The 14,598-nt window shown below is 30.4% G+C and carries 20 protein-coding genes; all 20 read left to right on the forward strand.

The genetic code is table 11. The features are described from left to right. Window positions 1–17: 17 nt before the first annotated feature. Window positions 18–218 (forward strand): hypothetical protein, encoded by a 201-nt coding sequence (locus I2A66_RS04580; protein WP_195251067.1) that lies wholly within the window; start codon window positions 18–20, stop codon window positions 216–218. Beyond that, on the forward strand, window positions 214–621 hold the full coding sequence (locus I2A66_RS04585; RefSeq protein ID WP_195251106.1) for a single-stranded DNA-binding protein: 408 nt from the start codon (window positions 214–216) through the stop codon (window positions 619–621). Before I2A66_RS04580 ends, I2A66_RS04585 begins: the two co-directional genes overlap by 5 nt. 78 nt (window positions 622–699) lie before the next feature. Continuing rightward, window positions 700–1,215: a hypothetical protein gene (locus tag I2A66_RS04590; RefSeq protein WP_195251069.1), complete on the forward strand. Its 516-nt coding sequence runs from the start codon at window positions 700–702 to the stop codon at window positions 1,213–1,215. Between the two features lie 155 nt (window positions 1,216–1,370). Further along, window positions 1,371–1,976, forward strand: coding sequence for a tyrosine-type recombinase/integrase (locus tag I2A66_RS04595; RefSeq protein WP_122640483.1), 606 nt, complete (start codon window positions 1,371–1,373; stop codon window positions 1,974–1,976). Between the two features lie 231 nt (window positions 1,977–2,207). Continuing rightward, the gene (locus I2A66_RS04600) at window positions 2,208–2,510 is read left to right on the forward strand and encodes an HNH endonuclease (protein WP_122639849.1); all 303 of its coding nucleotides are present in this window, start codon (window positions 2,208–2,210) and stop codon (window positions 2,508–2,510) included. Window positions 2,511–2,596: 86 nt separating this feature from the next. Beyond that, window positions 2,597–2,983 (forward strand): hypothetical protein, encoded by a 387-nt coding sequence (locus tag I2A66_RS04605; protein ID WP_122639848.1) that lies wholly within the window; start codon window positions 2,597–2,599, stop codon window positions 2,981–2,983. Then, the gene (locus tag I2A66_RS04610) at window positions 2,980–4,665 is read left to right on the forward strand and encodes a terminase large subunit (RefSeq protein ID WP_122639847.1); all 1,686 of its coding nucleotides are present in this window, start codon (window positions 2,980–2,982) and stop codon (window positions 4,663–4,665) included. Before I2A66_RS04605 ends, I2A66_RS04610 begins: the two co-directional genes overlap by 4 nt. A gap of 16 nt (window positions 4,666–4,681) precedes the next feature. Next, window positions 4,682–5,830: a phage portal protein gene (locus I2A66_RS04615; RefSeq protein ID WP_122639846.1), complete on the forward strand. Its 1,149-nt coding sequence runs from the start codon at window positions 4,682–4,684 to the stop codon at window positions 5,828–5,830. A gap of 2 nt (window positions 5,831–5,832) precedes the next feature. Then, the gene (locus I2A66_RS04620; protein WP_243113357.1) at window positions 5,833–6,564 is read left to right on the forward strand and encodes a head maturation protease, ClpP-related; all 732 of its coding nucleotides are present in this window, start codon (window positions 5,833–5,835) and stop codon (window positions 6,562–6,564) included. 2 nt (window positions 6,565–6,566) lie between these two features. Next, window positions 6,567–7,784, forward strand: coding sequence for a phage major capsid protein (locus tag I2A66_RS04625; RefSeq protein WP_195251070.1), 1,218 nt, complete (start codon window positions 6,567–6,569; stop codon window positions 7,782–7,784). 14 nt (window positions 7,785–7,798) lie between these two features. Further along, complete coding sequence (locus I2A66_RS04630; RefSeq protein WP_122639844.1) at window positions 7,799–8,062, forward strand: head-tail connector protein; 264 nt, start codon at window positions 7,799–7,801, stop codon at window positions 8,060–8,062. Then, the gene (locus I2A66_RS04635; RefSeq protein ID WP_122639843.1) at window positions 8,055–8,360 is read left to right on the forward strand and encodes a phage head closure protein; all 306 of its coding nucleotides are present in this window, start codon (window positions 8,055–8,057) and stop codon (window positions 8,358–8,360) included. Before I2A66_RS04630 ends, I2A66_RS04635 begins: the two co-directional genes overlap by 8 nt. Further along, window positions 8,353–8,709 (forward strand): HK97 gp10 family phage protein, encoded by a 357-nt coding sequence (locus I2A66_RS04640; protein ID WP_122639842.1) that lies wholly within the window; start codon window positions 8,353–8,355, stop codon window positions 8,707–8,709. Before I2A66_RS04635 ends, I2A66_RS04640 begins: the two co-directional genes overlap by 8 nt. Continuing rightward, the gene (gp17, locus tag I2A66_RS04645) at window positions 8,702–9,061 is read left to right on the forward strand and encodes a tail completion protein gp17 (protein WP_195251071.1); all 360 of its coding nucleotides are present in this window, start codon (window positions 8,702–8,704) and stop codon (window positions 9,059–9,061) included. The genes I2A66_RS04640 and gp17 overlap by 8 nt, the downstream gene beginning before the upstream one ends. A gap of 9 nt (window positions 9,062–9,070) precedes the next feature. Continuing rightward, window positions 9,071–9,553, forward strand: a complete 483-nt coding sequence (locus tag I2A66_RS04650) for a hypothetical protein (RefSeq protein ID WP_195251072.1) — start codon at window positions 9,071–9,073, stop codon at window positions 9,551–9,553. Between the two features lie 126 nt (window positions 9,554–9,679). Continuing rightward, window positions 9,680–10,012, forward strand: coding sequence for a hypothetical protein (locus I2A66_RS04655; RefSeq protein WP_195251073.1), 333 nt, complete (start codon window positions 9,680–9,682; stop codon window positions 10,010–10,012). A 56-nt stretch (window positions 10,013–10,068) separates the two neighbouring features. Then, on the forward strand, window positions 10,069–10,305 hold the full coding sequence (locus I2A66_RS04660; protein ID WP_122639838.1) for a hypothetical protein: 237 nt from the start codon (window positions 10,069–10,071) through the stop codon (window positions 10,303–10,305). 3 nt (window positions 10,306–10,308) lie between these two features. Beyond that, on the forward strand, window positions 10,309–12,477 hold the full coding sequence (locus tag I2A66_RS04665; RefSeq protein WP_122639837.1) for a phage tail tape measure protein: 2,169 nt from the start codon (window positions 10,309–10,311) through the stop codon (window positions 12,475–12,477). 11 nt (window positions 12,478–12,488) lie between these two features. Further along, window positions 12,489–12,878 (forward strand): hypothetical protein, encoded by a 390-nt coding sequence (locus I2A66_RS04670; RefSeq protein ID WP_122639836.1) that lies wholly within the window; start codon window positions 12,489–12,491, stop codon window positions 12,876–12,878. Next, window positions 12,875–14,598: phage tail spike protein (locus I2A66_RS04675; RefSeq protein WP_195251074.1), on the forward strand; the 1,724-nt coding region annotated here is incomplete at its 3' end. The genes I2A66_RS04670 and I2A66_RS04675, both read left to right, overlap by 4 nt.

Raw genomic sequence — 14,598 nt, forward strand, 5'->3', positions numbered from 1 at the left:
AGTTTAGGGTGGAGAAGATGAAGCTTACAGAGGATTTTATAGTACCAGTAAATTTAAAGTTAGGTTGTTGGGATAATGAAGCTAAGGTTTTAAAGCATAAGTATAAGAGTGAATATGATAATGAGGTTAAGATTTATAAGTTGATCAAAAAACAATTAGAAAAATATTTAGATGGAATTGATAATAGGCAAGTTCCGAGGAGGAAGAGTAATGATTAATAATGTTGTACTAGTTGGTAGATTAACTAAAGATCCAGAGTTAAGGTATATACCAGGAACAGGTACTGCAGTTGCTAATTTCAGCTTGGCAATTGATAGAGATTATACTAAAAAAGATGGAACAAAGGATACTGACTTTATACCAGTTGAAGTAATAGGGAAAGGTGCTGAGTTTTGTGCAAATTATCTTCAAAAGGGAAGATTAGTTGGAATACAAGGTAGTATAAGGGTTGATAATTATAAGACGCAACAAGGTGAAAATAGAACATTTACAAAAGTTCATACAATGAAAGTAAATGCATTGGATAGTAAGAAAGAAAATCATGAAAATGATAGGTTTGAGCCTGCAGGATTAGATCCACAAGGTTTTCAGGCTATAGAAGATGATGATTTACCATTCTAGGGATATAAAATAGGATAGAGAATTTAAAGAGGTTATTAGGGGGATGCACTAAAAATTATATTATGAGGTGCATCAAATATGAATATTAGAGAAGAGTATATCATTAAGACTAGAAATTACTTAAAAGCATTATCATCTAGATTAGATAGTATCAAAATGATTGAATTAGAAATAGATGAATTAAAAAGTAAAGATAATAGCTATAAAGATATTAGGTTTGATAATTTAGGTATAAAATCAAAAGGATCTACAAAAGGCATAGATGATATGATTATAAGTGCTAAAGATATGATTTATATAAAAGAATCAGAAATTGATTTTATAAGAAAAAAATATAAGTTTATAAAATCAATTATAGAAAATATGGAAAAATGCGACCAGGATATAATCGAATACAGATATTTTAAAAGAAATAAGTTAAATGAGCATTATAAAATATCTGAGATAGCTAATGAGATTAATTATTCTAAAGCTACAGTGAAGAGAAGAGAATTAAAGATTATAAAGCATATAGCATATAGCATATATGGGAATAGTTCACTTAAAGAAGAATGTGAAAGTGAGCCGATAATGAGCCACACATTAGCTGTATAATGTGATAATATGTTAATATAGCAAAAAAGACACAGTATCAATAAAAATGACATAAAAAGATTAACATCATAGGATAATACCATCTCATATTGAGGTGGTATTTTTTATGTGAAATTTTTATAAAAGCAAGAAAGGGGAAAGAGGATGTTTTAAAAATGAAGAAAGTAAAAAGACCTTCAAAACCAATAAAAGACATAAGAAAGGTTTATGATATCCAAGACTATTTAAAATATAGGAGTGAAAGAAACTATATACTTTTTTTACTTGGAATTACTACTGGATATCGTGCAGGAGATTTAGTAGAGCTTAAAGTTAGAGATGTAAGAGAGGCTTTAAGAAGAGGTAGGTTTGAAATTTTAGAAGGTAAAAAGAAAAATAGTAAAAATATTAGAGAAAAAAATAGGAAACCAAGAGAAGCAGAAATACTTCCAGAGGTAGAAACTGTATTAAAAAGATACATAAGAGATAAGAAAGATTATGAGTATATGTTTCCATCTAGAAAAGGGAAAAGTCATATTAAAGTTGATAGAGTTACAGCAATATTAAAAGAAGCAGCAGAGTATTTTGATATGGATGATATAACAGCTCATAGTATGAGAAAGACTTATGCATATACAGTTTATATGGAGAATGACTGTGATATTATAGCAGTTAAAGAAATGTTAGGTCATAGTTCAATCGAAGAAACAAAAGCTTACTTAGGTTTAGATAAGGAAAAGTATCATCAATACAGCCAAGTTTTGAGAAGGCTTATTAGATGATTTTTTTATTTTTCTATTTTTGAATGTCTTATAATTTGGTGATTATTTATTCAAGGTTACAAAATGAAGATATATATAAGAAGAAAAATTATAAAATGAATATGGTATTCCCTAAGAAAACCATTGATTCAAAAGGTACAAACACAGACGATAACTGGATTACAAATAATAATATTCGTATAAATATTAGGCTTTTTTAGTACAGTTTTAAAACACTAAATGAGGTGGAGTATGGCTCGAGAATTTAGTAGAAAGTTTTATAAAAGTAAAGCATGGAAACAATGCAGAGAATATATATTCAATAAGTATCATGGGCTATGTAACAAATGTGGAGAACCTGGAGAAGAAGTACATCATGTTACATGGTTAAGTCCTAAGAACATAGATAATCCAGAGATAACATTAGGAGAAGATAATCTAGTATTACTTTGTAGAAACTGTCATGTAGCGATACATAGGAAAGTAAACGCAACAAAAGATGAATATACATTCAATGAGAATGGGGAATTGGTTCCTATTGAGACCCCCCTATAATTTTTTTTATAAAGGCTCATAGGAGACCGTCGGAGTGGACCTATATTTTCCTCCACATGAAATTTTCAAAATTAGGGAGGGGTAAAATGAAAATCAAAAATGAACAATTATTACAGAAATTAGAAAAAGAAAAAAAGATTAAAACTGAAATAAATAGACTTAAAAAAATATATAAAGATTTTCCAAAAGAAAAGGTTAAGGTCCTAGAAGGGTTAATTCAAGAAGCAGCATTCATGAAAATATCACTTGAAGAAATGCGAGAAGATTTATTAACTAATGGTTTAACTGAAATATTTGAGCAGGGATCCCAAAGTTTTGATAGAGAAAGACCTCAAGTTAAAATATATACAACCTTTATGCAAAGATATTCTAGAGTAATGAAACAGCTTATAGATCTTTTACCAGAAGAAGAGAAAAAAGAAGAAGCAGATGAACTATTAGCCTTTTTATCAAAAGGGAAGATTAAAAAATGACAGGTACGTATATAGAAGAATACTATCAAAAAATTCTATCTGGTGAAATAGTTGCTTGCCAAAGAATAAGGCAAGTATATGCTAAATTAGTTGATGATATATATAATCCTAAAGGTGATTATATATTTGATTTAGAATTGAGCCTTAAGCCTATTGAGTTTATAGAAACATTTTGTAAACAAGCTCAAGGAGCTATGGGTACAACTTTAAAATTAGAATTATTTCAGAAGGCAAAATTTCAAGCGATATTTGGGTTTGTACATAAGGACACAGGGCTTAGAAAATATAAAGAAAGCTTAACTATAGAAGGTCGTAAGAATGGAAAGACTACAGAACTTGCTGCAGTAAATCTTTATATGCTTATAGGAGATGGAGAAGGAGCAGCAGAAAATTATTGTGTTGCTACTAAACTAGAACAGGCTCAAAAGTGTTTCATGGAGATTCATAACATGGTGAAACAGTCTCCTTTACTTAGTAAGCATATAAGAAAAAGAAAATCTGACTTATTCTTTAATCCAACTTTATCATTTATAAAAGCATTAGCATCTAATTCTAATGGTCTTGATGGACTTAATGGACACATGATAACTATAGATGAGTTGGCAGCTATTAAGAATAGAGATTTATATGACCTAATGAAACAGTCAATGACTGCAAGGAGACAACCTTTATTATTTTGTATAACTACAAATGGATTTGTTAGAGAATCTATATTTGATGCTCAGTATGATTATGCTTGTAAAGTTTTAGATGGATATACAAGCAATGATCCAGATAAAGTAGTTGATGAGACTTTTTTACCATTTATCTATGAGTTAGATGATAAAGATGAATGGGATAAAGAGGAGCGTTGGATAAAAGCTAATCCTGGATTAGGAACAATAAAGAATATACAAGATTTAAGAGATTTTGTTAATAAGGCTAAAAATGATCCATCATTTAAGGCTACAGTTATGGTTAAAGATTTTAACATGAAGGAAAACTCATCTAGTGCATGGCTTAGATGGGATGAACTTAATAATGAAACTAAGTTTAATATAAAAGATATGGGATTCAGGTATGGAATAGGATGTTTTGACTTGGCAGAAACTACAGACTTAGCAAGTGCAAAAGTTTTATGCATGAGACCTAATGATGAAAACATCTATGCAATGTCAATGTACTTTATTCCAGAAGGAAAACTTAATAATTTGGAAGATAATAAGGAAGCTGACGGAGTTCCTTATAAGTTATGGGAAAAGCAAGGATTATTAAGAGTATGTCCTGGTAATAAGGTTAATAAATTTCATATGTTAGAGTGGTTTAAAGAAATTAGAGATGAATATGATATTTATATTCCTTGGATAGGATATGATCCTTGGCATGTTGATGATAGTTTATTACAGGCATATGAAAATGAATTTGGGAAAGAAGCAATGATTAAAGTTAGACAAGGAGTTCTTACTTTATCATCTCCTATGAAAGAGCTAAGAGCGGATTTAATGGCTCATAGAGTTATATACAATAATAATCCTATAGATAAATGGTGTTTATCTAATACAGAGATAAAAACTGATATAAACGGGAACATTCAACCTATAAAAGGTGTTGATAGTAGAAAACGTATAGATGGAGCTGTCAGTTTAATTATAGGTTATGTTGTATTAAAAGATAAGATGTCGGAGTATCTAGCTATAATTTAGATAGGAGGTGAGAAAAATGGGGATACTAAGTAAGTTTTTCAATAAAAGTCCTTCATTAACTAGATATGAAATGATAACAGATAAAGGAAATGGATTTTATGCTTGGAATGGTAAATTATATCAATCTGATATAGTGCGTTCTTGCATAAGACCGAAAGCTAAAGCTATAGGTAAGCTAGTTCCTAGTCATATAAGGAATTCTGCAGAAGGATTTGCAGTCAATCCAGAACCGTATATTAGATTTTTACTAGAAGATCCTAACCCGTATATGACAGGACAAGTGCTATTTGAAAAAATAACAAATCAACTAGAATTAAATAATAATGCCTTTATATATATACATAGAGATGAAAATAATTATCCTATGGAATTGTATCCTATAATAGCTGATAGTATAGAAGCCTTATATGATAAAGATGGTTTTTTATACCTAAGATTTAATATGAAAAATGGCAAGATAGTTAGTTATCCTTATGAGGATATAATACATATTAGAAAAGATTTCAATGAAAATGACATATTTGGAGATAGTCCAACAAAAGCCCTTACTTCATTGATGGAAATAGTAAATACAACAGACCAAGGTATTGTAAAAGCTGTTAGAAATGGCGGTATAATACGTTGGTTACTTAAATTTAATCAAACTCTTAGACCAGAAGATATGGAAGAGCAGACTAAAAAGTTTACTGATACATTCTTAAATATTGAGAATAGTGGAGGAGCCGCTGCTACAGATTCCAAGTTTGATGCTAAACAAGTAGATCCAAAAGACTATGTACCTAATGCAACTCAAACTGAAAAAACTGTACAACGTATTTATTCATTTTTTAATACAAATGAAAAAATAGTACAAAGTAAATATACTGAAGATGAATGGATTTCATATTTTGAAGCTGAAATAGAACCGTTAGCTATGCAGTTAAGTAATGAATTTACTAGAAAAATATTTACTAGAAGAGAAAGAGGATTTGGTAACAAAATTGTATTCGAAGCGTCTAATTTACAATATGCTAGTATGTCTACTAAATTAAATTTGGTTCAAATGGTAGATAGAGGTTCATTAACACCGAATGAATGGAGAGGAGCTCTTAATTTGCCTCCAATTGAAGGTGGAGATATAGCAATAAGAAGATTAGATACGGCAGTTGTGAAAGGGGGTGAGTAATATTGATATTTGTTGATGTAAAAGGTGAAGTAGTCGCAAGTGGTAATGAATGGCTTTACTCTTGGTATGGAATACAGGCAGTATCGCCTAAAATGGTACAAAATACACTAAGTAGAGCAAATGGTCAGCCTATAACTGTTAGAATCAACAGTGGTGGTGGAGATGTATTTGCTGGATGCGATATCTATAACATGCTTAAAACCTATCAAGGTGATGTAACAATTGAAATTCATGGACTATGTGCAAGTATAGCAAGTGTTATAGCTATGGCAGGTAAATGTAAAATGTCTCCTCTTGCAGAAATTATGGTACATAATGTTTCAACACAAGCTAGTGGAGATTATAGAGATATGGAGCATACTGTAGAAGTATTGAAAAAGGCAAATAAGACAATTGCAAATGCTTATATAATGAAAGCTGGACTAAATGAAAAAGAAATTAAGCAAATGATGGATAAAGAAACGTGGCTTACAGCAGAAGAGGCACTAGAGTTAGGACTTATTGATGAAATAATGTTTACCAATGAAAAAGTAGATAAATCAATGGTAGATTTATTAAAAAATAGTGCAGTAAGCATGTGTAATTCAATAGGTAAGATAGATAATAATCTACTTCAAAGATTTAGAAACTTTAATCCAATAATCAATCAACCTAAAGAAAATAAGGTTGATATTTTTATGCAAAAAAAACTAGAAGCACAATTAAAATTATTAAAATTAAAAGGAGAAATATAAATATGAATAAAGAACAATATTTACAACTAAGAAATGGGTTATACAATGAAGCAGAATCATTTATAAATGAAGGGAAAATAGAAGAAGCTAATGCTAAAATGACAGAAATAAAAGATTTAGACAATAAGTATGAACAAGAAGCTAAAGCAGCAGCTAATTTAAATGCATTAAAAGATAATTCTAAAATAACAAATATAGCTAATAATTCTAGAAATGTAGCTGGAGCAGTAGTTTTAGATACTACTAATAATACAACTACAGAGGATTTAACTAATACAGTAGAGTACAGAAAAGCATTTATGAATTATGTATCAAGAGGTATATCTATGCCTAAAGAATTTGTAAATTCAAATGAAAGTACTAAGACTACTGATGCATCAGTAATGATACCTACAACTGTATTAGAAAAAATAATAGAAAAAATAGAAGCTACAGGTATGATATTACCTTTAGTAACTAGAACATCTATAAAAGGTGGAGTAACAGTTCCAACATCTACAGTTAAACCAGTTGCATCATGGGTATCAGAAGGAGCGACAAGTAACAAACAAAAGAAAGCAGTACAAGGAACTATAACTTTTGCTTATTATAAATTAAGATGCGCAGTATCTATGTCTTTAGAAATGGATACTATAGCATTACCTGTATTTGAAAAAACTCTTATAAATAATGTCGTTGAAGCTATGACAAAAGCTATAGAACAATCTGTAATATCTGGAACTGGCGTAGGTCAACCTAAAGGGATATTAACTGAAACTCCAGTTGAAGGACAATCTATAGATATAGCTAAAGCTGAGGGATTAGGATATGACACTTTAATAGAAGCAGAAGCAGCATTACCATTAGCGTATGAAAGTGGAGCACTATGGTTCATGACTAAAAAAACATTCATGAAATTCCAAGCTATAAAAGACTCTACAGGACAACCTATAGCTAGAGTTAATTATGGAATAAATGGAGCGCCGGAAAGAACTTTATTAGGAAGAAAAGCAATATTAAATGACTATATGGAAAGCTATGTAGAGTCTCCAGAATCAGATAATAAATTTGCTTTCTTATTCAATCCAAAAGATTATGTATTAAATACAAATTTAAATATGACTATGAAAAGATATGAAGATGATAATACTGATGACCAAATAACTAAAACAATAATGTTAGTAGATGGTAAGGTGTTAGATAAAAATTCATTAGTAATATTAACTCATAAATCAGTTTAAAGTAGGTGATTCTAATGTTAGAATCAATAAAATTGGCACTACGAATAAAAAGTAGTGCCTTTGATGAAGAAATAGATGATTTAATATCAGAAGCTAAGTTAGATTTAAAAATATCAGGTGTAGTTAAAATAGATGAGTATGATCCTTTGATATCAAGAGCAATTAAAACATATTGCAAAGCTAATTTCGGATTAGATAATAAAGATAGTGATAGATATCAAGAATCTTATGAATCGTTAAAACAACATTTAAGTTTGTGTGGTGAATATAATGAGTAGTTTTGATGATGTATTAGAATTAATAAAGATTACATATTCACAAAATGAAATAGGTGATAATGTTGAATCTAAAGAATATAAAGAGATATTTGGTAAGAGAAAAAGTATTAAACAGAGTGAATTTTATCAAGCACAAGCTAGTGGATTTAAACCTGAATTTAAGTTTGAAATAAATTCATTTGAATATGAAGATGAGACACAAGCAAGGTATAATAACAAAGAATATAAGATAATTAGAACTTATGAAGTAAGTGTAGATAAGTTAGAAATTATATTAGAAGGTGCTGTAAATGGCTAAGACTAGGTCAGAGCAAAAATCATATATTTCAAAAGTTGATAAGGCTAAAAAGAAAATACAGGAAAAACCTGAACGTGTATATAACTTCATTGGACAATTTTTAGCTAGTGAAGTAAGAAGAAAAGCACGTAGGAGAAGTGGTAAGTTAAGAAGAAGTATACAATATTGGGCAAGGAAAAGAGAAAAGGACTTACTAATTGGTAGTAAGTCCTTTTACGCACCTGCATGGGAACTTGGTAATAGTCAAATGAGAGCAGAGCCTTTTTTGATGCCTACAGTTCTTGAAAATGTTGATACAATTACTACTTTAACAAAACAAGTATATAGTGAGCTGAATAGTGATGAATAAATTACTTGAATTAATATTGAAAACTTTAAAAACTAAGCATTCAAGAGTGTATCATGAGAATGCACCTCAAAATGCAGAGTATCCATATATTGTATTTAATATAAATGATGGGTTAAAGAGCCATAGAGATGATTTAATATTAATAATTGATATATGGGATAGAAACGACTCATCAATACGTATAGAGGATTTAACAGATAATATTGATAAGTTATTAGATGAAGCAAATTTACCTAATGAATTTGTATTACCGACATTTTATAGGCAACAAAGATTAAAGATTGAAGATGAAGATAAATCATTAAAGCGAAGACAACTTCGATTTAATGTACAAACATATTTTAAAAAGTAGGAGGTAATTATGATAATTTTAGGACATGGAGTATTCTCTATTGGTGAAAAAGATATAGCTGTTACTAGAGGTGGTGGTCAATTTGTAGTTGAAAGAGAATATAGAGATATAGAAGCAGATGGTGATAGAGGTACTGTAAAAGGTCGAACTTTAATAGACAAATCTGTACCTAAGCTTACAATAAATGCTCTTAGTATGTTACCAGAAGATTTTACGAGTTATTATCCTGGTATGAAATCAACAACAGATACTAATACAACGGTAACCGGTAAAACAGATATATCAACAGAGGATTATAAAACTGTAAAATGGACTGGAAAAACTAAGGCAGGAAAAGGAGTTATTATAACCCTTAAAAATGCAATAAACCTTGAAAATCTTGACTGGACTTTACAAGATAAAGATGAGGTTATACAGGCATTAACATATGTAGGAACATATGATGAAGGAGAATCAGAAACTGAACCTTGGGAGGTTGAATTTATAAAATAATTTATAAAAATAGAACTATTAATTTGGTGCTATTTTTTTATTTAAAAATTGACTTAAATAAATCATTTTTGAGGTACTTAGAAAAATAAAGAAAGGTATTTATACCTTTAAATTCGGAGGGAAGATATGAAATTAAGAAAGTTAAACGGAAATGACATATTTAAAATGTCTAGAATACTAAAAAAAATTGATTTTACAGTAGATATGAGTGGAGTTACTGTTGGTTCAAAAGATACTGAATCTATGCAAATAAATCTAGGTATAAACATGTTTAAAAATGTACTTGAAAATTTACATTTAGCTCAAGATGAAGTTAATGATTTCTTAGGTGATTTATATGGATGTTCTGGAGAAGAATTCGGTAATAAAGAGTTAGATGAAGTTGCAGAGGTAATAGTTGAATTTAAAAATATGGTTAAAGATAGCAATTTTTTTACGCTTGTAAGCAAATTGATGTAGATGATTGCCTAGATCTCCTATTAAGCAGATATTCAAATATTGATTATATTCTTAATATGGAGTGGGAAAATGCGATAAGGCTTATTAATAAAGCATATGAAAAAGAATTTGATAACAAGGCTTTTAGTATGTGGCTTACTTTATATCCTAATATGGATAAAAATACATTTGTAAGCTTTAGTGATTATAAGAGTAAACTTATAATTCCGACTACAAATACACTTTCTAGTATGGATGACATATTAAGAGATGTTGCTGAAATAAGGCAAAAGAAAGCTAGAAAGGAGGTCTAATATATGGAGATTTTCAAACTGTTTGGGAGCATCGTTATTAAAGATGAAGAAGCTTTAAAGAAACTTGATTCCATTGATAAAAAAGGTAGTGGAGTTGGAAAAACCTTTGATAAAATGAGACAAGCAGGTGAAAAGATAACTAGTGTAGGGAAATCACTTACAGTAGGAATAACCTTACCATTAGCAGGCATAGCAGCTGCAAGCGCAAAGACTGCAATGGATTTTGATGCAGGTATGAGGGAAGTATCTGCTATATCTGGTGCAACTGGAACTGATTTAGAGAAACTTAGTAAATTAGCTAAAGAAATGGGAGCTAGTACTAAGTTTAGTGCTACTGAAAGTGCAGAAGCATTAAAATATATGGGTATGGCAGGATGGAAAACGCAAGATATGATGGATGGTTTACCTGGTATTCTTAGTCTTGCAGCTGCAGGTGGAACTGACTTAGCAACAACTAGTGATATAGTTACAGATGGATTAACTGGTTTGGGATTGTCTGCAAAAGATACCCAAGGATTCGTAGACATAATGGCTGCAACCTGTTCTAATGCAAATACTAGTATAGAGTTAATGGGTGAAACCCTTAAATATGCAGGACCAGTAGCAGGAACATTAGGTATAGAAATGGAAGACTTATCTTTAGCGATCGGCCTTATGGGAAATGCTGGAATAAAAGGTAGTGCTGCAGGTACTGCATTAAGAGGAGGTTTAACAAATCTTGTAAAACCTACAGATTCTATGACTGCTGCTATGGAAAAATATGGTGTTGAGTTAGTAAAAAATGATGATGGATCTGTAAGTCTTATGGGAACAATGATGAATCTTAGAGATAAGATTGGATCTTTAGATGAAACAACACAAGCTAATGCGCTTGCTACTATATTTGGTAAAGAGGCTATGTCAGGATGGGCTTCTATTGTAAATGCGAGTAAAGAAGATTTCGATAAATTAGCATTTGCAATAGGCGATTCATCAGGGAAAGCGAATGAAATGGCGGATACTATGATGGGAGGAGCTAAAGGAGCACTAACAGAAATGAAATCTGCCCTAGAAGGGGTAGCTATAACTATTGGAGAAAGAATGTTACCTCATATAGAAAGGGCCGCTGATTTTGTATCTAAACTATGTACAGGATTCCAAAATCTTAGTCCAGAAACGCAAAACGTCATATTAGTTATAGGTGGACTTTTGGCCGCACTTGGTCCAGTTTTAGTTATATTAGGTATACTTGTTTCATTTGTAGGAAATGTAGGACTTGCATTTACAACATTTTCTCCAATTATCTCAAATGCAGGTGGAGTTGTAGCTTTTCTTAGTGGAGGAATAAGCGGACTAATAGGGACAATGGTAAGCTTACTAGCACCAATATTGGCTGTAGTAGGAGTTGTTGGTGTATTCGTAGCAGCTATAGTAAAGGCTTATAATGAAAATGAAAGTTTTAGAAATAAGGTAAATGAAGTATTTTCACAAATACAATCAATAATATCTAATGTTATGTCAATAGTGAAGGATGTAATATCTATGGCATGGGGAGTAATAAAGGTTGTATGGAATAATGGATTAAGTCAAATATTAGGTTTAGCAGCTAGTATTCTTACATCTATAGTTGGTTTCTTTACGTCTAAGTTAAATACTGCTACTAGCATTGTTAAAACGGCGATATCACTTATTAAGGCAGTTTTTAGTGGTGATTTTCAAGGCGCAGTTAATATAGTAAATACTGTTCTTCAAAAGATAGTTAATGGATTTAATGAAAAAATGGAAAGTGCTAAAAATAAAGTCAATAATGCGATTCAAAAAATTAAATCATTTTTTAATTTTAGTTGGTCCTTACCTAAGTTAAAATTACCTCATATAAATATTAGTGGTAAATTTAGTTTAAATCCTCCATCAGTACCAAAGTTCGGTATAGAATGGTACAAAAATGGAGGGATAATGATGAATCCTACAATGTTTGGGTTCAATCCTATGAGTGGGAAAGCTATGGTAGGTGGAGAAGCAGGTCCAGAGGCTATATTACCATTAAGTAAATTACCAGGTATATTAAGAGAAGCTGGTATCGGTGGAGGAATAAATCTTAATATAGAAAATTTTATAAATAACAGAGAGCAAGATATAGAAAATTTAGCAGAAGAGCTTGCATTCTATTTGCAACGAAAAGGAGCATTTTAGGAGGTGGTTAGATGAAAGAATTTACTTTCAATGGAGTAAGTAGCAGAAATTTTAATTTAAAGGTGAAAAAATCTAATCATCTTTCAAAAGCTAAAAAAAGAATTGAGTTAATAGAAATCCCTGGTAGAACTGGGGATTTAATTGTTTCTGATGGAAGTAGAGAAAATTTAAATTTAGAAATAGTAGTTTATTTAGATGCTAGGGATTTAAATACTAAAGAATATTCAGATAGGATTGACGAATGGCTAAATGGCCATGAAGGATATAAACCTATTGTATTTGATGATGGAACTAAATTAGACGCAGTATTTATAGGACAGATAGATTTTGAAAATATAGTTAAAAACTTTGAAGAAGTAGTATTGTTATTTAGTGCTAAACCAAGTGAGGTGATTAAATGATACCTAAGCTACATGATAAGACAGGAACAGTTATAGGAGAATTAACAGATTGTTTAAAAGGTATAACAATAGAAGAACGAAATGGTATGCTTGAAGCAGAGATAACATATCAATTATTTTCACCTCATTGGGATAAACTTATTAGAGGTAATATATTTACTGCAGATGTTAATGATAAAATTAAAAATCAACAATTTAGAATATATAAAGTAGGTAAGACAATAAAAGGTGTATTTAATGTTTATGCTAGACATATTTCTTATGATGCACAAAGGGATATGATAGAAGGATTAGATATACAAAATCAAAGTTGTGAGTATTGCTTAAATATGATATTTAGAAACTCACAGTTCTCTCAAAAGTTTAAAGGGCATTCAGATATAGTTAATGCTCAAAACTTTAAAATAGGACCTACAAAATTATTAAGTGCAATAGGTGGAGTACGAGGATCTATAATAGATACATTTGGAACTGGTGCTGAAATATTAAGAGATAATTATGATTTTTATGTATTAAATAAACGAGGACATGACAATGATGTAATTATAGAATACTCCAAAAATATGACTGGACTTGATTATACTGAAGATGAAGAAGGTTTAATAACTAGGATTAAAGCTATAGCTAAATATACAGCAGAAAGTGGAGAAGAAACTGAAATATTTACATATGTAGATAGTCCTAAGATATTAGATTATGAAACACCTTTTATAGAGACTATAGATTTTAGTGATAAATTTGAAGATGAAGAAATCCCAACGACTGAAAAATTAAAAATATTAGGAGAAAAATATTTTAAGAATAATAAATGTGACTTCGTAAAGTTTAATTACAAAATATCTTTTATACCTCTTAGTAAATGCGCAGGTTATGAAGATATACAAGATAAAATAGAACTATGTGATACAGTAGGAATTAAAGATTATAGATATAACTTAGATACTAAAGCTAAAGTAATAAAGACTACATATGATTTTTTAAAAGAGAGATATGATAGTATGGAGGTTGGAGAACCAAGGACTACCCTAGGTGATGTTGTAGGTGGAGGAAGCGAAGAATCTAAACCAGGACCGCCTGGTCCACAAGGACCTCCCGGGGCAGATGGGAATATTGGAGATTTCCCCAACAGTTTACCAAGTGTACCTGTTTTATCTAGTAAACTATATGGATTTTCTAGTATTGAGCTTAGTTGGACTTATGAAAATAAAGTCTATTACAATTATGAACTATATGCAAGTAAGATAAAGGACTTTACACCTAATGTATTTGACTTAATACATGCAGGACAAACAAGTTCTTTTTTATTTCAAGCAAAACCTAATGAAATCTGGTATTTCAGAGTATGTTGCGTGAATAGTCATGGAAATAGAACAGAATTTAGTTCTCAAGTTGTAGTTACTACTAAAAAAGTAGATGATTTAAGTAATTATGTAGATAATATGGCTATAAATGATGCTCTTATAGGCACTTTATCACTTGATAGAGGTTGGATAGGTCAATTAAGAGGTAACTGGATAGATGCAAAGAACTTATCTGTAACAGATGGTAATGGTAAAAGAACTTTAGATATAGATAGTTTTGGGAATGTGAATATAACAGCTACTAACATAAAGATGATAGTAGATGGAGAAGAACAAGGAATCGTTGGTCAATCTCAATTTATACAAAATAATAAAGAATTTGAATTTAAAATAACAGAAAGCACTAGTCCGAACTTAGT

It is taken from the genome of Romboutsia sp. 1001713B170207_170306_H8, assembly GCF_015550495.1.
In the GTDB taxonomy this organism is placed as follows: Bacteria; Bacillota; Clostridia; order Peptostreptococcales; family Peptostreptococcaceae; genus Romboutsia_E.